At 55.7% G+C, this 22,055-nt stretch carries 18 protein-coding genes and 2 pseudogenes; 5 read left to right on the plus strand and 15 right to left on the minus strand.

Annotation, left to right across the window (positions count from 1 at the left end; genetic code table 11):
- Window positions 1-32: 32 nt before the first annotated feature.
- The 7 genes from AXG89_RS25025 to AXG89_RS25055 form a co-directional block, all read right to left on the minus strand.
- Window positions 33-1,550, minus strand: coding sequence for an amidohydrolase family protein (locus tag AXG89_RS25025; RefSeq protein ID WP_062173556.1), 1,518 nt, complete (start codon window positions 1,548-1,550; stop codon window positions 33-35).
- Window positions 1,547-2,488 carry a VOC family protein gene (locus AXG89_RS25030; protein WP_062173558.1) on the minus strand — a complete coding sequence of 314 codons (942 nt, stop codon included), beginning with the start codon at window positions 2,486-2,488 and terminating at the stop codon, window positions 1,547-1,549. The genes AXG89_RS25025 and AXG89_RS25030 overlap by 4 nt, the downstream gene beginning before the upstream one ends.
- A gap of 65 nt (window positions 2,489-2,553) precedes the next feature.
- On the minus strand, window positions 2,554-3,390 hold the full coding sequence (locus AXG89_RS25035) for a fumarylacetoacetate hydrolase family protein (RefSeq protein ID WP_062173560.1): 837 nt from the start codon (window positions 3,388-3,390) through the stop codon (window positions 2,554-2,556).
- Window positions 3,391-3,436: 46 nt separating this feature from the next.
- Window positions 3,437-4,348 carry an amidohydrolase family protein gene (locus tag AXG89_RS25040; RefSeq protein WP_062173561.1) on the minus strand — a complete coding sequence of 304 codons (912 nt, stop codon included), beginning with the start codon at window positions 4,346-4,348 and terminating at the stop codon, window positions 3,437-3,439.
- 217 nt (window positions 4,349-4,565) lie between these two features.
- Complete coding sequence (locus AXG89_RS25045) at window positions 4,566-5,783, minus strand: amidohydrolase family protein (RefSeq protein WP_236873498.1); 1,218 nt, start codon at window positions 5,781-5,783, stop codon at window positions 4,566-4,568.
- A gap of 43 nt (window positions 5,784-5,826) precedes the next feature.
- The gene (locus AXG89_RS25050; protein ID WP_062173563.1) at window positions 5,827-6,339 is read right to left on the minus strand and encodes a flavin reductase family protein; all 513 of its coding nucleotides are present in this window, start codon (window positions 6,337-6,339) and stop codon (window positions 5,827-5,829) included.
- A 27-nt stretch (window positions 6,340-6,366) separates the two neighbouring features.
- Window positions 6,367-7,575 (minus strand): acyl-CoA dehydrogenase family protein, encoded by a 1,209-nt coding sequence (locus AXG89_RS25055; protein WP_062173565.1) that lies wholly within the window; start codon window positions 7,573-7,575, stop codon window positions 6,367-6,369.
- 545 nt (window positions 7,576-8,120) lie between these two features.
- Here AXG89_RS25055 and AXG89_RS25060 point away from each other — a divergent pair.
- Window positions 8,121-8,603, plus strand: a complete 483-nt coding sequence (locus AXG89_RS25060) for a hypothetical protein (RefSeq protein ID WP_236873499.1) — start codon at window positions 8,121-8,123, stop codon at window positions 8,601-8,603.
- Window positions 8,604-9,243: 640 nt separating this feature from the next.
- The gene (locus AXG89_RS25065; RefSeq protein WP_062173571.1) at window positions 9,244-9,669 is read left to right on the plus strand and encodes a cupin domain-containing protein; all 426 of its coding nucleotides are present in this window, start codon (window positions 9,244-9,246) and stop codon (window positions 9,667-9,669) included.
- A gap of 629 nt (window positions 9,670-10,298) precedes the next feature.
- Here AXG89_RS25065 and AXG89_RS43235 read toward each other — a convergent pair.
- From AXG89_RS43235 to AXG89_RS43240, 4 genes and pseudogenes are all read right to left on the minus strand, one after another.
- Window positions 10,299-10,475 (minus strand): annotated as a pseudogene (locus tag AXG89_RS43235) (VOC family protein); the annotation flags it as partial.
- Between the two features lie 325 nt (window positions 10,476-10,800).
- Window positions 10,801-12,003 (minus strand): annotated as a pseudogene (locus tag AXG89_RS25075) (NAD(P)/FAD-dependent oxidoreductase).
- 31 nt (window positions 12,004-12,034) lie between these two features.
- A complete protein-coding gene (locus tag AXG89_RS44070) occupies window positions 12,035-12,295 on the minus strand; it encodes an FAD-dependent oxidoreductase (protein ID WP_335671987.1) in 261 nt (86 codons plus the stop codon).
- Between the two features lie 9 nt (window positions 12,296-12,304).
- Entirely contained in the window at window positions 12,305-12,547 is a 243-nt protein-coding gene (locus AXG89_RS43240; RefSeq protein ID WP_236873500.1) for a hypothetical protein, read from the minus strand.
- A gap of 171 nt (window positions 12,548-12,718) precedes the next feature.
- Between AXG89_RS43240 and AXG89_RS44265 the strand changes: the two genes are divergently transcribed.
- Complete coding sequence (locus tag AXG89_RS44265; protein WP_082771609.1) at window positions 12,719-13,486, plus strand: helix-turn-helix transcriptional regulator; 768 nt, start codon at window positions 12,719-12,721, stop codon at window positions 13,484-13,486.
- Window positions 13,487-14,622: 1,136 nt separating this feature from the next.
- On the opposite strand, the gene AXG89_RS25090 is transcribed toward AXG89_RS44265, so the two are convergent.
- Window positions 14,623-15,705 (minus strand): IS630 family transposase, encoded by a 1,083-nt coding sequence (locus tag AXG89_RS25090; RefSeq protein ID WP_062174103.1) that lies wholly within the window; start codon window positions 15,703-15,705, stop codon window positions 14,623-14,625.
- 763 nt (window positions 15,706-16,468) lie between these two features.
- Between AXG89_RS25090 and AXG89_RS25095 the strand changes: the two genes are divergently transcribed.
- Entirely contained in the window at window positions 16,469-18,169 is a 1,701-nt protein-coding gene (locus tag AXG89_RS25095; RefSeq protein ID WP_062173587.1) for a site-specific integrase, read from the plus strand.
- A gap of 134 nt (window positions 18,170-18,303) precedes the next feature.
- Window positions 18,304-18,699, plus strand: a complete 396-nt coding sequence (locus tag AXG89_RS25100) for an MOSC domain-containing protein (RefSeq protein ID WP_256936052.1) — start codon at window positions 18,304-18,306, stop codon at window positions 18,697-18,699.
- A gap of 485 nt (window positions 18,700-19,184) precedes the next feature.
- On the opposite strand, the gene AXG89_RS25105 is transcribed toward AXG89_RS25100, so the two are convergent.
- The 3 genes from AXG89_RS25105 to gcvA form a co-directional block, all read right to left on the minus strand.
- Window positions 19,185-20,381: an aminotransferase class V-fold PLP-dependent enzyme gene (locus AXG89_RS25105; protein ID WP_062173592.1), complete on the minus strand. Its 1,197-nt coding sequence runs from the start codon at window positions 20,379-20,381 to the stop codon at window positions 19,185-19,187.
- Window positions 20,382-20,405: 24 nt separating this feature from the next.
- Window positions 20,406-20,879, minus strand: coding sequence for a RidA family protein (locus tag AXG89_RS25110; protein ID WP_062173594.1), 474 nt, complete (start codon window positions 20,877-20,879; stop codon window positions 20,406-20,408).
- 94 nt (window positions 20,880-20,973) lie between these two features.
- Window positions 20,974-21,894, minus strand: a complete 921-nt coding sequence (gcvA, locus tag AXG89_RS25115) for a transcriptional regulator GcvA (protein ID WP_062173596.1) — start codon at window positions 21,892-21,894, stop codon at window positions 20,974-20,976.
- Between the last annotated feature and the right edge of the window lie 161 nt (window positions 21,895-22,055).

A 22,055-nucleotide genomic window follows, 5' to 3' on the forward strand; every position in this document is an offset into this window, starting at 1 on the left:
ACTGGTTTTTTTGTGGGTACTACTACTTGTGTTTATTCGGCGTCCAGGCTCGCTTTAATGGCCGCGGCAGTGACGGGTGTGGTTGACGCCTTGTAGGCTGTTGCTACATCGCTTTTCATCTTGGCGAGCACCGCCTTATCAAGATATCGACCCTTTAGTAGAACCGCGGAGATCCTGTCGAGGTTGGCTGCGTCCTCGATTGGATTGCCTTCCAACAAAACGAGGTCAGCGTTCTTACCTGTTTCGACAGTGCCCATCGATTCTTCTCGGTTGAGAAACTCAGCGCCGTTCAGTGTGGTCATCTGAAGAATTTCCAACGGTGAGAGTCCAGCTGTCGCAAGCTCATGAAACTCGTCATGCAGTCCGAACCCCGGAACCACCCAAACTGATGCAACGCCCGAGTCGGAGACCGTCAACATCTTGACGCCGCTTTGCTTTAGCATCTTGGTGACAGATTGCTGCAACGCATAAGTCTGCCGAAGCGCAGCCTTGTTAGACGGCGTAAGGTTGGCAAACGTCCGCTCTAACTGCATCCAGGTCGCAAGCCGGATCTTGTCAACGTAAGCCAGATCGGGGTCGGTTTGAAACGCCGGATCATCCGTTGTTTCGAGTGCTTTCACGCGGCGAAGAGTGGGCACATTCCAAGTCCCGTTCTGGACGAAGGTTGTTGCCAAGTTCAGGCACTTCTCGTTACTGTAAGTGGCCAACAATTCCTGCAGCGTAGCGGTATCAGACGCATACGCTGGCGCACTTAACCCCGCAGCGGCGACCATGGTTTGCCGCATTGCAACTTCGTTTGTCGTGCAATCCAGGAGGATTCCGATTCCGGAGCCAAGATGCTCGATAGATTTCCATCCCAGTTGGGACGACTCGCTTGCACTGACAGCTGGCGTGAGATGGCCGGCCAATGGCAGCCCTAAGCGCTTTGATTCACCCAGGAACGCCAACATCGCGTCGCGGTTTGCGCTGATCACCTTGATGAAATCCACGCCAAGCGCCTTCTGTTGGTCCACGCCTTGGACAGCACTTGCTGCGGTATTGGTACCGTTAAATATGTCGCTCGGTATCAATAAAACTTCCGGCGCGTCGATGCGGCCCGCAGCGCTGTTTGCGTTTAGTTGCTGCGCACGGGAGACCATGTCAGGGAACTGACCAGGAAATGCGCCCATTTCCCGAAAGCCCGTAATTCCATTGGCGACCATCAACGGAAAATAGCTGGGATTCTCGTCAACATGCACCATCGCATGGGCATGCATGTCGAGGAACCCAGGCACCAGAAATTTTCCCGTCCCATCAACCGCCGTAGCACTTCCACTCACACGAACATTCGCGGTCGGCGCGATCCTGGTAATTTTTCCTCCGTCAATGACCACTGCTTGCCCATTGTTTAGGGTCCCGTCACGAGTGTTAACGACGGTCGTGTTTTGAATGACGGTCCCCTGTGTTACGTCGAAGATCCCGTCGCTACCGTGACCACACGCCACAATCAGGCCGCCAACGAATGAGATTGAGAGCAGCGCAATTGAAAGTCTTTTCGCCCGCCACCTCATACTGAATCTCCTTCAAAATTAGTCACGAAATCTTCAGGGACGGCCGGTCCCCAGACGTAAAGCGAATCCTCGGGGAGGTAATCGGCAGCAGGCCAGTCGACGCCAGCCGGTATAAAGTCGATATCGAACGAGTATTCCGCGTAACTGCCCCACGGATCACGGACGTAGCGGAAATAGTTCGACCCAAGAACGTGACGACCCAACCCCCATCCTTGACAGTATCCGGCGCGCGCCATTTGCTCACTGCCAAGCGCAACATCGTCGATCGATGAGACGTCCCAACTCGTATGATGCAATCCCGGCCCATCGGACTTGGCAAACGCGATCAGATGGTGGTCGCTTCCATGAGGGCCATGCATAAATGCGATGATCGAACCAGAATGGTCGGACAACCTGAGACCGAGCACGTCGGAATAAAAGCGTCTGGATTGGTCTACGTCACTTGTGAAAAGCAGTATGTGGGACAAGCGATTCGGCTTCACTTGTGTGACCTCACTGCGGCACGGCGCCCTGCCCGACTCACTTGACTCGGGTGGAAAGATGCGCGCCGACTTTACCTGCGGCGAGGTCTTTTCGGCAACGATCAGCTGGAGCGGGATACCTTGCGGGTCGATGATCCAGATCCCTTCCGTACTGGCGCCGTGAGGCGGTGCTATACGGGCAATATTCATCAACGTGAGCCTCTCCTCAAACGCTTCTCGATCGTGGGCAAATACGCCGAGCGTCAACCACAAGAGGCGCTTGCGTTCGCCCTCTAGGACTCGCCCCCATCTATGCTCATGGCCGAAGGTATATAAGCTCAGTCCAGATAATTCCCGCCGCACGTCCAGACCGAACGACCTGAAAAAGTTCTCCGCCTCACCTAAATCGGGAACGCCGAATACAAACTCGTGGATCGAGTGGACAGCCGGATGAGGAGATCCATTTTCGATTTTCATTTTGTATTCCTGATTATTATCAGTCGATAGCCACTCCGCATTTTTGGAGAGGCATACGGTGTTTCTTAGACGATAAATTGCTGTTGCGTCCCGAGCCCATCGATACTTAGCTTGACTGTGTCACCCCGTTTGAGAAACTGCGGTGGCTTCATCCCCAAGCCCACACCTGATGGGGTGCCGGTAATGATGATGTCCCCCGGAAGCAAGGTCATGAACTGGCTCAGATAAGACACTATTTCAACGACGGAGAAGATCATGTCTGCGGTATTGCTTTTCTGTCTGATATCGCCGTTGACCGAAAGCTCCATATTGAGCGTCTGCGGAGCTGGCATTTCGTCGCGTGTGACAAGCCACGGACCAACCGGTCCGAATGTATCGAAGCTTTTGCCTTTTCCCCACTGCCCGTTGCGCTTTGTCTGCCAATGCCGCTCCGAAACATCGTTGGCCAGACAGTAGCCCGCCACATGCTCGATTGCCGTGTCTGTACTGACGCGCCGGGCCACCGAGCCGATGACGATGCCTAGTTCCACCTCCCAGTCGCCCTGAAGCGCGTCTTCGGGCAAGACTGTGTCGTCGTTAGGGCCGCACAAGGAGGTAATCGCTTTCATAAAAACGACGGGTTCCGTCGGGATCTCCATGCCCGCCTCTTCAGCATGCTTGCGATAGTTGAGGCCAATCGCGATGAACTGCCGAACGCCGGCGACGGGAATGCCCACACGAGGCGTTCCTTCGACGCAGGGAAATTGCTCAAGGTCGACAGCGTTGATCGCGCGTAAGCGCTCAGGGGACAGCCACTCCGAGGTCCAGTCTGTAACAAGTGTCGACAGGTCACGGATATGACCATGCGCGTCGATCGCGCCTGGTTTCTCTTGGCCTTTCGGTCCGAATCGTAAAAGCTTCATGGTAGGTTCCGACTTGATTGAGTAGTTGGAGAAGGTCCGCTCACACTCACGCGTGCCAGCGCGGCAAGATTGCGGACGCATTGCCGCTCGCGATCCTGCGCCGCAGGTCTTCTGGCAACGCAAGTGCCTTGAACTGATCGACAGCGTGGGAGACGGGGAAATAGCTATAGTCCGTGCCGAAAAGAAGATGGGTAGACGGCACGACCTTACGAACGAGATCGAATGCTTCAGGTGCGTAGGCCTGTGCACACTCGAAGTAAAGCTTCGCGAACTCGGCGTAGATGCCTTCGGGAAACAGCACTTTTAACCGGTCTGGGCCGACCGATTTCCAATCGGAGAAGCCTGCTATGCGTCCCAACAAAATGGGCATGACGCCGCCGCCGTGGCAGAAGATAAACTTGATGTCGGGTAGCCGTCTTGTCGTCTGCGATCCCCACAGACTCAAAATTGTTCTCGCGGTGTTGGTCGGAAATTCGATCCAAGGTGCGGTTATTCCCGATGTTTCGTACGTCAGCGTCGCGGGCGTGCAGCACGGAGCTTGAGCCGGATGGACATATACGACCGCTTTACGGCGATTCAGCTCTTCGAAAATCGGTTCAAACTTCGGATCGCCCAGCCACGCGTCCTGGTAGTTCGTCACCAGACCGATACCATCCGCCTTCAGGACGTCGAACGCATACTCGATCTCTCTCAAAGAACCTTCAACATCGTTCATTGGGATTGAGGCGAACAATCCGAATCGACCGGGATGATCGACGCAATACTGCGTGCTCCACTCGTTCGTCTTGCGCGCCCTCGCCCGGCCGTCCGCGGCGTTGGTTTCCGGAATGGCCCCTGCGAACGCGATAGCGGTGTCTACGCCGTTACGATCAAGTTGATCGACGGCCATTTGAATCGACCACGGACTGCCATCGACATTCTTGAAACTCGGTTCAAAATGATGATGTACATCGATCATACGTTGCGGCCGGACAGCAGCTCGCGCGAGAGCCGGAAGCGCGGCCGATGCAGCGAGACCTGCTGATGCTGCCAGGAATTGCCTCCTTCCAAAACTCGGCGTTGCGCAACAAGCGCACTGGTAGTTGCTGGACGATTGGTTCATCCCGGATTTTTTTGTTGCCTTCACGGCGTCTCCTGTTTCTCTTTTGTTTTTAGACGTTTCACTCGGCGGTACGCTACTGATTTCCGCCCCGAGCAAATCGGGGAAACAATGCAAGGGCGTTGTCACGCATGAAGTCACGATGCATTGCGGCGGACATCAGAGGTGTTACGTCCAGTTTTTGCGCAAGATCAGCGACTAATGGTTCAGGCGTGTACGGCCAGTCGCTTCCGTACATGATGTGCTTGGGATCAGCGATCTCGAGAAGCGGCAAAATCTGGCGTGGCAAAGGAAAGCCGGCAAGGTCGTAATACAGACCGCGAAGCGTCTCGTAGAACCGTGCACTGTCCAGCGGCCTAGGCAGTCCGAGCGCGGGCGCCAATCCTGCGACCCGGTCGGCGAGCACCGGAATCGTAGCGCCTGCATGCGGCACGATAATTTTCAGATTTGGAAAACGGTCCAGGGTGCCCGAGAGAATCAGGTTAAAGACGGCACGAGTGGTTTCGAACATGAATTCGAGCATTGGAAATGGATATCCAATCGGCGGGAGCGCCGTGGGATCGCTACAGCATGGGCAATGCGGGTTGGTCGGGTGGATGAAAACCTTTGCGTGCCGACGGTTGAGCTCCTCGAAGACAGGATCGAGCTTTCTATCACCGAGGTATATCCCGTTGTGGTTGCTTTCCACTACAACGCCGTCGACATTCAACGTATCGAACGCGTAGCTGATCTCTGCAAGCGACCCATCGATATCTGGCAGTGGCATGGAGGCGAACATGCCGAAGCGTGTTGGATGCGAGCTTGTCGCCTTCGCACCTTCGTCGTTCACATACCGGGCAAGCTTGCGTGCAGCGGCGTCGTCACCAAAATGCAGCCCCGGTGCGGAGATGGAAAGAATGGCGACGTCGATCCCCACGCGATCCATCATTCTCAAAGCTTGTTCCACGCTCCAGGCGGGAATACCGGGCATGCCGGACGGTTTTGAATGACCCGCAGCGGCAAGAGCTGCACGGTACTGCTCGGGCAGGTAGTGAGCATGCACGTCGAAACGCCCTGTATTCGCTTTCGCGGTCGGCTCTTTCGCGGCGTCGGCACCTGATGCAACCTCTGACGCGAATCCCGTTGCTCCGAATGACGAAGCTGCAGCGCCCAACATGCCGGCAACCAACGCTCGCCGCCGGGGCCACATGTCATCCGGAAATGATCGCTCCTCCCTCGTCAAGTTGAGCGCGCGTTCGTTTAACGATCCTTGTGTGCGTGTAGTGGTGCGAGATTGCGTTACTTTAAAATTCATCGTCTTCTCCAATGACCCACCGCGCACTTCTGCGAGTGCGGGATTACCAACAATCGTTGTTGACCGTCCACCCGGCCGCAGGTGCATGCGCCTCGACTTGTTTGTACTTGCCGCTGAAAAAGACCAAGGGCTTGCGTTGCTCGCCTAGTTGCAGGCCTTCGATCTGCGCTACATAAAGCAAGTGGTCACCGGCCTCGTGAATTGCGGTTGTTCTAGCGACGATGTGCGCCAGGCTTCCGACGATCAATGGTGTCTCTTCACTGAATGTGTACGGCACGTTCAGCGTTTCGTCACGCTTGCCGCCGAAATGCGCACTGACGGCCTGTTGGTGCTCAGCGAGGAAGTTCACGCCGTAACGCACGCCTAAATGGACAATGTCGTTGAACCGGGACTGCTTCCTTACTGAGACAAGCACAAGCGGCGGCTCCATCGACACAGACATGAACGCATTAGCCGTCATGCCGGCGGGTTTTCCCTCGGCAACATAGGTGATGACCGTCACACCCGTGGCGAACAAACCCATTACCGAGCGGAACAATCGGTTATCTAATTCCATTTCGGTATCCCTATGAATGGTCGGGCGTCAAACAAGTGGAGTTACCGTGTTTTCCACGCCCAGAAGCGCCTTTCCGTAGACCTCGATTCCCACCGCAGGTAAAACGACGGCATGGCGAGCGGCCGTGTTCGAGTCTCGCCACATCCGCTGCAGAGGACTACCTTCAGCGAACGTGCCAGCGCCGTGCGCCGAGACAAGAATATTGATCGCATCGGTGATGTTCGTGACTACGACACCCGAATCGGCTCGCACACGGGCTCGAGTCAAATAGTCCAGTTTCTCGCCCCGCTGAGCGGCGTCGTCAATGTCTGCGGCGGCACGGTAAGCATGCAGGTGGGCCGTGTCAATCTTCAGCGCCGCCTCTGCAATTTGCGCCTGGAACATCACCGAAGAGGTCTGCTTTTCGAAAGTCGTATAGGCAATGTTTCGCTGAGAAGCCTTCTCGATGACGTACTTCAGCGCCGCGCGGCCTATGCCCAGTTGCGCTCCAACCAGAACCAACGCAGCGACAGGCACGAATGGGCCCCGGTATTCGGCTTCGTCCTTAAATTCCGTCGGATAGTCGCTCGCGACTGCTGCGCGGATATCGAGCAGTCGGTGGTCGGGCACGAATACGTCCTTTGCCACCACGCAGTTGCTTCCGGATGCGCGCATTCCGACTGTGAACCAGGTGTCATCGATCGTAATGTCTGACCGTGGCAGCAACGCAAGATATTGGCCAACGTAAGCGCCATTCTTGTCGTGCTCCATAACGCCCACTGTGACCCAGTCAGCATGCAAGCTACCCGAGGACCAGAACCATTTCCCCGATACAACGAGGCCTCCTTCCACCCTGCGGCAGTCCTTGGACGGCGTAAATACGCCCGCTACGCGAGCGTTCGGGTTTGCACCGAATACGTCTTCTTGAGCTCGCTTGGGATACAGGCCTACAAACCATGCACACACATTCGTGAGTGCCGTGACCCATGCCGTACCAGCGCACGATTCAGCCAGAGCTGCCGTGACGTCCAGATGCGTTCGGAGCGACTGTTGGTAGCCCCCGAAACGTTTCGGAACCATCAGGCGGAACAACCCGGCCTCGCTGATGGCATCGATGTTGTCTTGGTGCGCCCGACGATCTTGCTCTGACTTCAGCGCGTTCAGTGACAACAACGGTCCGAGCGCGCGAGCCCGATCGATAAGTTCGTCCGAAGTAGGTTCAGACTGTCGTGGCACAGCTTGTAGTTGAGCGGTCATTCAAGACTCCATGGTTATTCGGTTAAAGCAGGTAACGCTGGGCTGGCCCCTCTGCCCAGCGCTGTTCCATAGCGGAATAGCGGCGTATCAAGCGAGCCGTTGATGTGCTACGGCGCATAACGCTTTGGTTTCGTCGCCCAATAAACGCTTTTGTCATTCCGACGAATTCGTTCAATCTATACTCATTCTCGTCTGAACTCAATCAACCTCAGGGCGGTACTTTCCCTTATCAAACAGGGCTTTATCGCGACGCCGTGTCATTATGATAAAATGTCATTTTGAGGAAGAACCCAAATGCGAAAACCCGCCGAGGCATTGAAACAGCCCGCCCGTGACCACCGAATCGTTGTCGCGGAGAAAAAGCGCATGCTAATGCGCACACGACTCATTGATGCAACGATGCGGGTCTACGGAAACAGTGAGAACGCAACCCCGGTAATCGATGATGTGATCAGCGAGGCAAAGGTATCGCGGGGACCTTCTATAATTATTTCAACTCGCTTGACGAAGTTCTGATTGTGATCGGCCAAGATTTGAGCAATCAGATGACCACCGAAATTTTGCCGGTGTACAACGTACTAACCGAGCCATGGCAGCGATTTTCGGTCGGCTTCCGGCTTTTCCTCATTCGTGCATTGCTCGATCGCAAATGGGCCGGGTTTGTTACTCGCACAGCGGCCTGGGCGGAAGACTCCCTTGTCGCGCAATTTATGTCGCGTGACCTTGAGCATGGGAAAACGCAAGGCCAGTTCAACTTCGACGATGTCGAGGTTGCCGCAGATTTCTTGAAAGGTGCGTCGGCTCACGGAATTCAGGCCTTACGGATCGGGGTGAATCAGCCTGGCCGTTACATCGACAATTCGGTGCGCATGGCGCTCGCGAGCCTGGGATGCAAAGAAGAACTTCGCGACAAGGGCGCAGATTTCTCCAAACTTTATTTGAAGGACTGGCTAAACGGAAATTTGAAAGCAACGAGGCCGGCATGGGCGGGCCACGCAAACGTCGCTGTACGGCATGATCTATTTTGATAGATCCGGCTACACAGACGTGGCTCAAAAACGTAAGGCGACACATAGAACGCCGGTGGGTTTGAACTGGCATAGTTAAAAGGGACAGACGTTGCCCGCGCTGCGCTTCGCGTGGTCGGTGGCGGCGATAGCCTCCCCAATTAAATTACGGCCTCAGAACGCCCGGCACCTAGCATTGGCTGACGGATGTTGACGGCATCACTATTGCCAATACTGATCAGAGTGGAGGATTGCCTATCGTTGTGACCACGCTTTACGGAAGACTTTTGGTTATGTAAACCTATCGGAAAATGGACCCCATGCGGTTTGCGGTGAAACGTCAACGCCGTTGAGGCCAGGATCAGGACTCGCGCGTCTCAAGATCGAATCCGCTCCTCGACATCGACGATATAGCATTGCTACACTGTTTCGTAGTCGCACCTATTTATTTCGACTCGCATCAAAAACAGATGTATTCCCGTGCGCCGGCGTTGGAAAGGATCATTAGCATCTCGAAACAACAGCAAGATTTTCAACGTCCTATGGTCGGTGACCCGAGTGTAATAGCGAATACGCAATTTTGCGTATTGTTGAGCTTGCGACACAAATCTACACTACATTCAGGGAAAGCCAATATCACTTCAACGCACACGAGCATGCAATGACCACAGAACTCAAGACTCGCTTCTCTCACGTCAAACCAGGCGACACACATTTCCGTAGCGACGGCCTGCGCGACTTCTTCGCTTACCGTGATCTCGGTATTTTGCAAGCGACGGGAGGAAAGGTAATTGCCCAACTCGTCAAAGCGAAGAACGCGCCCGAGGCAGGCACCGGCTGGCACATTCATGAAGCCCAGTTTCACATCGTGCTGATGTTAAAGGGCTGGGCGCGTTTCATGTATGAGGACAAGCAGACCTTGGTCTCAGTCGGCGACTGCGTGCATCAGGCACCAGGTATCCGGCACTTCCTATTCGACTATTCTGAAGATATGGAATATCTTGAGGTTGTTGGCCCGGGAGATTTCACAAGCGTCGGTGTAAAGGGACCGTGCGAAGTGCCTGCGCCGACGGCTTGGTCGCGATAGTCTTTTCACCGTCCCCCTGGCAAGCGCAGATACGCTTTGCACAAGCGTAGCGTGCCAGGCGACCGAAACCAAACGAAGCCTTGGGTACACAGCCTGCGCTTGGCAAAGCGAACGGGCCAGCGGGCTCGCGCTTGCCAGAGCTCAAGCAACGTGTGCATTCCTGCCGAATCTCATCTCGCGCGCTCGCCGACTGCTTTGACTCGCCGATCTGCCTCCTCGGTTTGCCTTATCAGCAAGGTAGGACATCGGGGCGGGGAGCAGGTACGGTTACGGTGCCATCTTGTGAAGCAGGTCGGACGCTACGAGCGTTTGCGCCTTTGCGCAAGCGAAATGAGGCTTCGCGAAGTTTGCATCAGTGCCGACTGGAATCATCTCATCGAGCTGGGTCGGCCGGCCGCCTTGCAGTATATGAACTGGTGATTCAGCCGACGTCGGCGGCCTGGCCGGCCATCACAGGCGATGAGCTTTACATAGAGATCGCGCTGTGACGGGCCAGGCGGCCGAAGGCTCATAATTGTTTAAGTAGTGACGATAAAAAATTACGATTCTGGGCACCGATCCCAGCGGCTTTTCACTGCTTAGCATGGCGGGAATACAGCCGCCATCTTGAATTTTGAATCAAGTTCAAATCATGGTTGCGGTCGGTTTTCGGCCTCCGTGTTGTATATAAAATATGGCGGCACTTCCGGCCCCCACAAACAAAGCGAATCCTCCGGCGAGAAGTCTCCTGCTGGCCACGTGTGCCCGGCACTAACAAAGTCGATATCTGCGGACTATTCTGAGAACGATCCCCACGGATCCATTACATTAACTACCGCGTCCGTCACGGCTCCAAGAAATGCGTCAATCGTTTCGGCGGCGGCGGATTGCGCAGGCTTTCGTCGTTGCGTAGATATGTTGCGTCGCTAGTAGCCCAATCATTCTACCGGCGTATCCCCTTTATTGGGGATGCCCGCCCTTACGAAATCAGCTACATTTTGACCGCGACCGAAAAAAATAACCGGCGTGCGCGGGACGCCCCCAAAATTAAGTTATCCGAGGGCTTCGGCAGAACTTGAGAGACCAAAGGCCCGCGTTAAGCGGGCCTTTTTTTGTGGCAAGTTCCAACCGTGGGTCAAATATTGGCGAGATCTATTTTTCCACACCACCGTAAAAGTACTTCGGGTTCATGTTGTCCAGTGGGTTGCTCGACCCAAACAAGGATCCGCTCACGCTGCGCAACGTCGCACAAACAGCGTTGATTCCCGTCTGCAGAGCCCCCTCGACCCACCCGCCTGTAAATGAGCAGCTATCGCCAGCGAGGTAGATGAATGGGTCTGTAGCAGGAGCCCGGCTACCCTGGAACTGAAAAAACAACTGCTGGGTCTGCGCATCTCCGTTTGCGTAATTTAGCTTGAACGCCCCGTAGTAGCCTTGCTCAGTATCCCAATCGATAATGTGCACATTGTTCTCATAATCGCCTGCGAGCGGAACGACACAACTCGCGAAAGCGGCGTTCGTCTGGGCAAGATCAGCTACGAGGCGCTGCACACGCCGTTTGTTGTCGCCAAGCGCGAGCTGCTTAACCGCGTCGTCCTCCCAGGCATAACTCAACAAGACGATGCCGGGCGAGTTGGGATCTTTTGGTGCGTAGTCGAGGCAGTACACGCCACGGACCATCGTGTCTGTTTGTATGTTGACGGGAAGCTGTTTGTCGAGTCAAAATTTCCGCTCGGTCATGACAAATACTTTGGACGAGCTCGTCAAGTGCACATCGTCAATAGCCGAACATTGCTGGGCCGTTAGGACCGAACCAGGCGCGCTCAGCGCCATGTCAATCTGCATTGCCCGCGTGCTTGCCGTCACAATGACGCGATCCACAAACGTTTCAGATTCGTCTCCCAATGTCAACATAACGCCGTCGGACGCGCGAGCCACTTTCGCAACAGCTCGGGTCACGACCCATTGGGCAATTGTTTGGCCGTTGAATACCTGTGCAGAAAACGCTCGTGCTAGCGATTCGATCCCACCTGGGATAAACAACTGATTCGTTTCAAGCTCGTCGACTATCAAACGAACGATTTCCAAAAACGCGACCGGATACATTGGGCCAAGTCCCCCAGACCCGACGCCGAGCGCGCCAAAAAGATCGTAGTCGTCTGGAAATCGCCACTGCTTCCCACCAGGTGGGTTGGCGCTGCCGAAAATCTCTCGCAGCGCTGTGTAGAAGCTGTCACTGCCAAACGCGTTTATATAAGCTTGCCAGGCGGCCTGGGCCGCATCCGTTTGCCCACTTCGAAGCAGTCCCGTGATAGCACCGGGGCAAGCACCGCAGGGGCAACTGTCGGCGCATATCCGTTTTCAATGAAGGCATGCCACCCGTCATTTACCGTCTCGAACATCTCAGGTGCTTTGCGCCAGCTTCCCACACATAAGTCTGCCCCTGATAGCCCAAAGTGGTCAGCACGCTACCTGGGTCTGGAAAACTCGATGTCGCTTCAAAGTCAAATTGGTCAAGATAGTGGAACAGGCTATATTCGCTTGGCGGAAAGCGCATCGCGCCTAGTTCGGCCAGATACTGGGGTGGTTGGCTAGGAAAAGTTGCGCTCCATGTGCGTCCGCCAATCCGGTTAGAAGCCTCATAGATGACAACGTTTTAAATTCCTGCCCGTAGCAGTTCATACGCCGCGACAAGTCCAGCAATTCCACCTCCGATAATTGCAATTGTTGTTTGCGGACTGGCAGTGGGTGCGGTGCCAAGGGCATTCGGTAGGCCCTCCAGATAAGCACCGTAGTCGAACAGGTTATCGATATAGCCAAAGCTCGATGGTGCGGTAGTTCGACCGGTCGCAGCAGCCGGTGCGCCAACATGGCGCCGCAGATTTGGAATGATCGCCATAAAATCCGTGTGAAGGCAGTGGTTTATTAAGCGTGCAAACGTTTAACGGCAACATGCAGAACAGACTTGAATACTGATTTTGGAATGTGTAGGCTGTTGGACGCTGAGGCGGCTATTAGACCGTATCATCTCCCTCCTTTCTGATGCATTTGCGACAAGCGCTGAGCCACTATGTATCTATCAAGTCGTGAAACCGCACTTGTCTCCGACATTTTCACGGTGCTAGCGGATTCGCTCCCCGAAAATATCATGCGCCAGGAAGTCGGCGTACGGATGCTTGAGCTGTTGCGGGCCGATTTTCTTGGGTCTTACGTATGGGACGGAACAAAGCGAGAGTTTGTCAACCGCGTGTCGCTAAACATGTCCGACGATAACCTATCCGAATACGAAAAATACTACCAATATCGAGATACCGTTACCCCCCTCCTCCAAAACTGCCGACGAGCAGTGCGAGTTTCTGACGTCATCCCGCAACAAGAACTCGTCCGCACAGAGCTCTTTAATGATTTCCTTCGCCGGGATGGCTTGCATTGGGGTATGGATGTCTTTGCTTGGAATGGCGATACAAACATCGGGGACCTCCGCATCTGGCGGGCGAAGCAGCGAGACAATTTCTCGGACCACGAACTCGCGATTGCAGAGCTAATCCGTCCCGCATTCACAGCGGCGTTATCGAGGGCTCGAGTCGAAGCCGGGTTAGGTTTGATATCTACACCGATGTCTGCACTCATAGCCGAAGACGTTCTCGGCACGCTTACGCCTAGGGAAAAACAGGTTGTATTACTGCTTGTAGAGGGCCTTCTGGACAAGCAGATCGCGTTCAAGCTTGGTATCTCCTACGCAACGGTTCGCACACATGTCGACCGGTCGTTCCAGAAGCTGGGGGTGGGGAATCGCTCCGCCCTTATCCGGGCTGTCATGCTCAATAATGATGACTAGTTCTAGCATCGAATCCAATCGACCGGCTCGAAGGCAACTCACTGACTTGTTGCCAGATAGCTCAAGCCATGCGGGTGTTACCTGCGGCTAATCCCGCGACGAACCGCAATCTTAGGGCGAAAAAAAGCCGGCGTCTTAACGACGTCGGCTAATGGTTCTGATGCCTTCCGAGGGCGGTTACCAGAACCTGAGAGGCCTCCAGCATAACACATTAGATCTCTTAGTAAAATGAGATCAATTGCCTATCCTTTGAATAAAATTTTCATTTCGGAGAGAACTAATTGGAAGGTAGACATAGTCAAAGTCGCAATCGTTTAGGGCCTGTCGACTAGCTGTCAAGTTGATTAACGCGTTTTAGTTTATGCTGCTTGTAATAAGGTCGACCCACGATTGCGAGCTATATGCAAAGAACCACCTGATGTCCGAGACATGCGCTAGTAGCGACCAAAGCTGCCACGCTTAGCTTTACATTATTTATCGGTTACCCTAATAAATTCCTAACAATCACCATACGTCCTCGGGGCCCCGGAAACGGCGGTGGTGTAAGGATAAATTTGAAGCGGAAAAATCCGTTGCCGCATGTATCGGTAAATATTAAATATGCTCGACCCTGCGTTGAATTGATGCGAATTTTTCGAGACAGGCTTGGGCAATGGCACCCAACTTGCAGAAACCAGCCACAAGCTTCAGTTCCTGGCATAAGGCCAATTACCATTGGCTATTCTCATCGTCATTCAAGAAGTCAAGCGTATGACGCAACCGCACCGCGGTCCGCTGGCTCGACAGTCCTAACCGGGCGCTGACTTGCTCATTTGTACAGCCGGATGCAATATGCCTTCGACCGTATGTGTTACTGAGTATTCGCGGGGTGATGTCGGCCGCTGTCGCCCCAGAAGCTAGTAAAGCGCTTTTGACGAACTTGCCCAGTATGCCGTCATCCATCGGTTCGTCAGTCGAAGTCGCAATGAACAAGTAGTCTGAGGATGCGGCAAGGCGCCTACGCGCCGAAATATACATGCCGCTTGCACAACTAAAGATGGTCCTACAGCAATCCAGCCATTATTCGCTGGAAACGCACGTCGGAAAAGGCGGAGAGCCACAAACCATTTCAAGCAAAGTTGGTTCTATAGGCTCCCCTAGTGTTCTGTCCCAGAAATAACTTTACATAGTTTCGCCACTTTCTTGAGAATGGAATCGGCTGTTGCAGTCCACACAAACGCTCGCTTGTGCTGGTTGTACTGCTGAACATAGCGCTCGATACTGGTAATCAGTTGGCGCACGTTTCTGAATGACCCGCGCCGAATCGCCTGTTGTGTAACCAGTCCAAACCAGCGCTCCACCTGATTGAGCCAGCTCGAATAGGTGGGTGTGAAATGCATGCGGTACCGCGGATGTTTGGCTAACCAGGCCTTGACCTTCGGATGCTTGTGCGTCGCATAGTTGTCGACCACCAGATGAATCTCGAGATCAGTCGGCACAGCCTGGTCGACGTGATTCAGAAAGGCCAGAAACTCCTGATGCCTATGGCGTGACTTGCATTGGGTGATGACTTCTCCCGTTGCCGTATTGAGCGCAGCGAATAGGGTCGTCGTCCCGTGCCGGATGTAGTCATGCGTTACCCCTTCGAGATAGCCTAACCCCATCGGCAGCACGGGCTGCGTACGCTCCAGTGCCTGACACTGGGTCTTCTCATCGACGCACAGCACGAGTGCATGGGTCGGAGGGCTTAGGTATAGCCCGACAATGTCGCGCACCTTCTCAACAAAGTACGGATCGGTAGACAGCTTGAAGCTCTTTGAACGATGGGGCTGTACGCCGAATAGCGACAGATACCGGGCCACCGAACTCTTAGAAATCCCTGTCTGCGTAGCGGCAGAGCGCACGCTCCAATGTGTCGCCCCGTCCGGCTTCTCGTGCAGCACCCTGGCCAGCAGTTCTGCCACCGCTTCATCGTCATGTGTGCGCGGACGGCCCGGGCGGGCTTCATCATGCAGACCGGCAAGCCCCTGTGCGACAAATCGCTTCTTCCAATGCGTGATCGCCGGTGGGGTCACCTCGCACCGCAAAGCGATTTCCTGGCTCGTATGACCGTCAGCGGCCATCAAAATAATCTTTGCTCGACGGACCAAAGAATGAGGCAGAGAACGCGAGCGACTCATTGTTAGCAATTGCTCCCGCTCCAGCGTCGACACCGAAATCTCGATTCCCTTGCGTCCCATGATCGCCTCCCTGTCGGTCATGGCTTTATCGTAGAACAACAAATATCTATGTAAAGTTATTTCTGGGACAGAACACTAGCCGTCAATTAAACTTGGTTCTCTCTGAACGATTTCAGCTAAAGTTGGCACTTAATAGCCAGAAACCTTACAACGCAGCTACCCTACCGAACAAGCAGCACGTCCCCCGCAAAACTCTCCGAGTCCCGCCAGGCCGGCAATAGAGGCCACTCTAACTCCTAGTGGCGACGGCGCACTCATTGCCTGAAATGCGTAGTACCAACTTTACTTGAAATTTAGAACCGACTTTAGTCGCTTGCACAACTAAAGATGGTCCTACAGCAATCCAGCCATTGTTCGCTGGAAACGCCCGTCGGAAAAGGCAGAGAGCCAAAAACCATCTCAAGTAAAGTTGGTCCTATCGCGTCCCCGGCTGTCAACTAAACATGGTTCTCTCTGAACGTATTCACCTAAAGTTGGCCCTTAATGGCCAGAAACCTTTCAACGCAATAACCCTACCAAACGAGCAGCACGTTCCCGCAAAGCTATGCAAGGGCCGCCAGACGGGCAATAGAAGCCACTCTTACTCCAGTGACGACGGCGCGCTCATTGCCTGAACGCCGTAGTACCGACTTTAGTTGAAATTTAGAACCGACTTTAGCTGCGTGAGCGCAAAAAAAATTGCGAAGAATAAAGATCTATTTCAGTGCTATTAAGATAACTATCCTTATCCTAATAGATGTTTATGTGCGCTAAACTCATGGTTATGGAAACGAATGAACCTTTGATCTGCCCCCACTTATTAGGACATACTAGCGATTTGCCGAGTGACGACGCACTTGCCGCCTTGCGATGTTGGTACGAAGGTGTGCCCACACGTGAGGCCGTCGTTCGTTACCTTCCCCATCGGCTCACCCACGGCACATCCGCACGCGGCGTGCTGAGTGAGATTCGGCGGCAACTCGTACGCTGTGCCCTCGCCCGCTATCGCGACGACCTTGCCAAACTCTTCGATCACCGCACGGCCGAACGCGTCAAGCACGCACGGCTTGTTGCCAAGGGCATTGAGGCCCTTCGGGTCGCAACTGTGGCGATACCTTCGATCACTGACGACATTGCCCGCTGGCTGTTGCCTCGCGCTGTGCACGCACTTCATGCTCACGGCATCACAACGCTCGCCGATCTGACGCTTCGCATTCCACGCCGCAAGCAATGGTGGACAGCCATTCCCAAGCTTGGACAAGCCAGCGCCAAACAGATTGAGGCGTTCTTTGCCGCCCACCCGGCGCTCACCGATCGCGCCCGTGCATTGATCAAGTCCACGGGCTCACCCATTGTGGTTCCCTGGGAGAACGTGCGACTGCCGCACGAAATCGACGGGTCGTGTGGCGTATTCAGAGCACCGCGAGAAAGCTGCGCGCTCGACGCGAACAATGACTACGACGCAGTGCAAACGTGGTTGTCGCTGCACGAGTCACCCTCGACGCAACGCGCCTATCGGAAGGAAGCCGAGCGACTCATTCTGTGGGCGATCGTCGAACGGGGTCGGGCGCTCTCCTCACTGACTACCGAAGACGCGATTGCGTATCGCGCATTCTTGCGCCGGCCCACGCCCCGTGATCGATGGGTCGGTCCAACGCGTGCGCGAACATCGTCACAGTGGCGGCCTTTCACGGGCAACCTGGCGCCGCGCTCGGTCGCCTATTCGCTGATGGTGCTGGGCGCGCTGTACCGATGGCTGATCGAGCAACGGTATGTGCTGGCGAACCCGTTTTCCGGCGTCAAGGTGAAGGGTACGGAGCGCGCCGCGCTTGATGCGTCGCACGCATTCACCGAAGGCGAATGGCAACTGTTGCGGACCATCGCCGACGGGCTTGAGTGGTCGTATGGCTGGAAACCTGCATCGGCCCAGCGGCTGCGATTTGTGCTGGATTTTGGCTATGCCACGGGGTTGCGCGCCAGCGAGCTCGTGAATGTGACGCTCAAAGACATCCGCACCGATGCACAGGGAGATCATTGGGTTGAACTTGTCGGCAAGGGCCAGAAAGCGGGAAAAGTCGTTCTACCGCCTCTTGCTCGCAGGGCGCTCCAACGCTACTTGGTGGAACGCGACTTACCCGTCTCACCAGAGCGCTGGACGCCTGGAATCGCGTTGATTGCCAGCCTGAATGAAAGCGATCGCCAAGGGCTGAGCACCGTGCGGCTGTGGACGATTATGAAACGGTTCTTTGAGACAACAGCGGCCCTCATCGAAACGGAAAAACCGGCGTTCGCGGTAAAACTGCGACTGGCCGGCCCCCACTGGATGCGGCACACGCACGCGACCCATGCGCTCACACGCGGCGCGCAACTGACCTCAGTTCGGGATAACCTGCGTCATGCGTCTATAACGACGACGTCGACCTATTTGCACAGTGACGAGGTTGAACGGGCTCGACAGTTTCGGGATGCATTTAAGGTGCCGTAGTACGCTTCCTCAACTCAACGCCTACCCAATTTATGCCGCTCAACCCACAGTCCTCGCTCACCAGGCTCTTCAATGCGCCCGTCAGATCCGGAGCGCTCATATGGATCGGCGTGCGGCCCGAGCGGCGGTTGGTCATGCGCCCGGTCGAAGAAGCCATGCTGGACCCGCATGTCGGGCTGGAAGGCGATCACTACAGTCGCGATGCAGGAAACCGGCAAGTCACCCTCATTCAGGCCGAGAGTCTCGCGGCTATCGCAAGTCACCTCGGACTGGAAACGCTCGCGCCAGAGGTCCTTCGTCGCAATCTGGTTACGCGCGGCATTAATCTATTGGCGTTGAAAGACCGGAAGTTCCGCATCGGTGATGCGGTGCTGGAGATGACAGGCGAGTGTCATCCCTGCTCGCGCCTTGAGGAAACGCTTGGCGTTGGAGGATATAACGCCACACGAGGTTTTGGTGGCATAACGGCGAAGGTGATTTCGCGAGGCCGCATAGGTGTAGGCGACGCCGTCCTGCGCATCGACGAGTGATCCCCAGCCGCTCGCTAGGAGTGGCGTACTCGCACTCATCAACCTGTGTGCAGCAACGCGAACGGAGTAGGCAATTATTGATTTGCTGGCGGGTTCAGCACTCCGAGACGTGAAAGCCCTGCTACGCATCTTTCTCTCGGCTACCCCGTCGCATTGCCGGCTCATTAATGACAAATCGCCGATTCAGGCACGTCCCTAGTTCTGTGATGATGAAACAAGTCGATCAGACCGTTAGTAGATTTTAGCCCGGTTTTTGTGCAGCTCGTTTTCCTGACCGGCCGTGATCGACCCGTTTCAGCCATACGACTCTGTGAGGGTCTGACGGCTGCTTTCGGGGCCCTACCGCCACTCATTGCCCCGTAAGCAGCGGGTTCTACGGCTTGCCGGCGGCAGTAGATCATCGATCAATTTTGTTATTTGCGATATAACGCCAAAGTCCTCGGCGGTATGGCGGCAACTTCACCCGCCAGAAATACCCTCGCGCGTCAGCGCAGTAGATCTCGCAGCGTGTCAACCAATCGGTCAATTTCCGATTCGGTGGTCAGATAACTGACCGACGCACGAGCCACCTCGCTAAGTCCCCGAGCCTGCATATCAAAAGGCGTGTAGGCGATGCCACTGGTCCCGATTGCGATGCCCTGTGCGGCCAGTCCGCGCTGAAGCCACTTCGCATCGCGACCGGTTGCGTTAAACGCGACGAGCCCTGATCGCTCGATTCCATCGTCGAGAAGCTTGATAGATGGGATCTCCGACAGTTGCTTGCGCAACCTGTTGGCGAGGCGATCGATTTGGTAGCGGATATTCGGAATGCCGCCCGCCAGCGCTTCCCGAAGCGCGTTGACCAGCCCACAACGAAGTGCGACGGGCGTCTCCGCTGACTCGAATCTCCCGGCGTCCTCTCGCAAGACCGGCTCGCCATGTGCGTCGAGAGGTGCGGAGTAACGGTCGACGCAAGCGGGCGTCAGCCGATGCAGGAAATCGCGCCGAACGTAAAGCAAGCCCGTGCCTCTCGGGCCACGTAATGCCTTGCGGCCTGCTGTGCTCAAGACGTCGCAGCCAATCCGCGTGACGTCGACCGGCAGTTGCCCGACCGCCTGCGCGGCATCGACAAAGTACGGTATGCCGTGACGCCGAGCCACCGCGCCGATGGTCTCGGCTGGATTGATGAGTCCCCCGTTTGCCGGTAGCCACGTGAGCGCGATGAGCCGGACCCGTTCGTCGAGCATGGCAGCCAGCGCGTCGGGGTCTACAGTTCCGCTTTCCCGAGACGGGATGACTTCGATTGATGTCCCTGACCGCCGCGCCCTTAGATACATGGCAGCAAGATTCCCACCCCACTCGTGTCGGCCGACCAGAATTCTGTCGCCTGGACGCCAATTCTCCATCGCGGCAAAGGCCGCTCCCCACCCCTGAGAATTACCGGCGGTCAGCGCGATCTCGTCAGGCTGCGCGTTGAGTAGCACAGCCGCAAGCGTGCGAGCCTGCTCAGCTTCCTCGGTTGCGGCCACGCCAGCTTCCATCGGCCCGAGCGAGGCCTCGCGTTCCAGATGTTCGCTGATTGCGCGTAGCGTTGCGGATGAGGGAATCGACGCACCGGCATGATTGAAATGTACGTTGGTGTGCGCACCCGGCGTCTGGGCACGTAACGCTTCGATTGCGGCGTGAGTGAGAGGAGTGGACATGGCATTTCCCGATGGTGATGGATACTAGAAGTGGTGCAAGGCGATCATCGCATCGACTTCTACCGCCGAACCGGCAGGAAGCATCGCGACACCGACAGCGCTGCGCGCGTGCCTTCCGGCATCGCCGAATATCTGGACCATCAGGTTGGACGCCCCGTCGGCGACGGCACTTTGCCTGTTGAAGCCGGGCGCGCTGGCCACGAAAACGCCAAGCCTCACTACGCGCGCCACGCGATCGACCCGATCGCCCGTGACGGCTGCAATCTGCGACAGAATGCCCAGTGCGCAGAGACGGGCCGCCTTGATGCCGTCGTCTTCCGTCACGTCGGCACCGAGAAGACCTGTGTAAGCCACCTGACCGCCGTGGCGCGCAATTTGGCCGGAGATGTGGACGATATTCCCTTCCTTGGCGAAAGGGACGTAGTTCGCGGCGGGTGATGCGGGGGCTTCAAGGCTTAGGCCCAATTCGGCCACACGTGCAGAAATTGACTGGCTCATATCTGTCGCTCCGGTGCGAGATTGCAGAAGGACGATCCTATCGGTCGGCAAGGTCGGCGACCAATCAATCCTTGCGGCTCCTGCATGAGCGAAACTAATCCGTGTCTTTGCGTGCGTCCTCGTTCGTGGCGGCTGTCAGCCAGTCGCAGAACGCTGAAGCGGCCTCGCTGCGTGGGCCGCGGGGAGTGACGAGCCACCATCCGATGTATGGATCATCGAGTGTTGCTTCGGGAAGAGCGTGAACCAGCGTCCCGTTGGTCAGTTGAGTCTCGATCAGGCGATGTCGACCCATGGCGATCCCCTGACCCGCCAGCGCGGCTTCGACCACGATGTTGTAGTCATGCAGTTGTACGGTTTTGGCGTCGCTCATATCCAAGCCAAAGCGATCTGCCCAAGTCGTCCACTCGAAGGGCTTGCCGGTATGTGAGACCAGAATCGGAACACCCAGCAGATCTTTGGGTTTCTCAAAACGCCCCAGGCTGGCGAGCAGGCTCGGGGCGCACACCGCCGTCAACCGTTCGGACATTAGCTTTTGCGCATGCAAGCCGGGCCACGAGCCCCGGCCATAGCGAATCGCAACGTCCACGTCACCCTGCGAAACCTTGGCAAGTGTAATATCAGGGCGCAGGCGAAGGTCGATGTTGGGATAGTCTGCATAGAACGCACTCAGCCGGGGCGCCAACCAGCGCGTGGCAAATGAAGCCAATAACCCGACTGTCAATGTGCCGGTCGCTCCGAGGGGCCCGCGAATTTCCTCCGTGCCACAACGCAGGAGTTCGAAAGCCTCATGGACCTGTTCGTAATACGCTTGACCAGAATCGGTCAACGCCACCGAACGGGTGCGCCGCTCAAACAATAGCCGTCCCAGCTCGTCTTCGAGTTTCTTGATATGGTGGCTGACGGCGCTCTGTGTCACATTGAGCTCTTGTGCCGCGTCAGTGAAACTCAGATGTCTCGCGACGGCCTCGAAAACATGCAACGATAGGAGTGATGGTATTGGTCGTGGCGACCGCATGGTGTTTGGCGATAATTTACAAGACAGCTCATATTACGCCACGTCCGGAACATCGATCAAAACCATTGAGATGCGTCAGGTAACCTTCCAGAATGGATCGCTGCTTGAGCAATAGCCTCGCAAATCCGCCATCGCGGATTTGGCTGACGCCTTCGTCCGGG

This window comes from Burkholderia sp. PAMC 26561, assembly GCF_001557535.2.
In the GTDB taxonomy this organism is placed as follows: domain Bacteria; phylum Pseudomonadota; class Gammaproteobacteria; order Burkholderiales; family Burkholderiaceae; genus Caballeronia.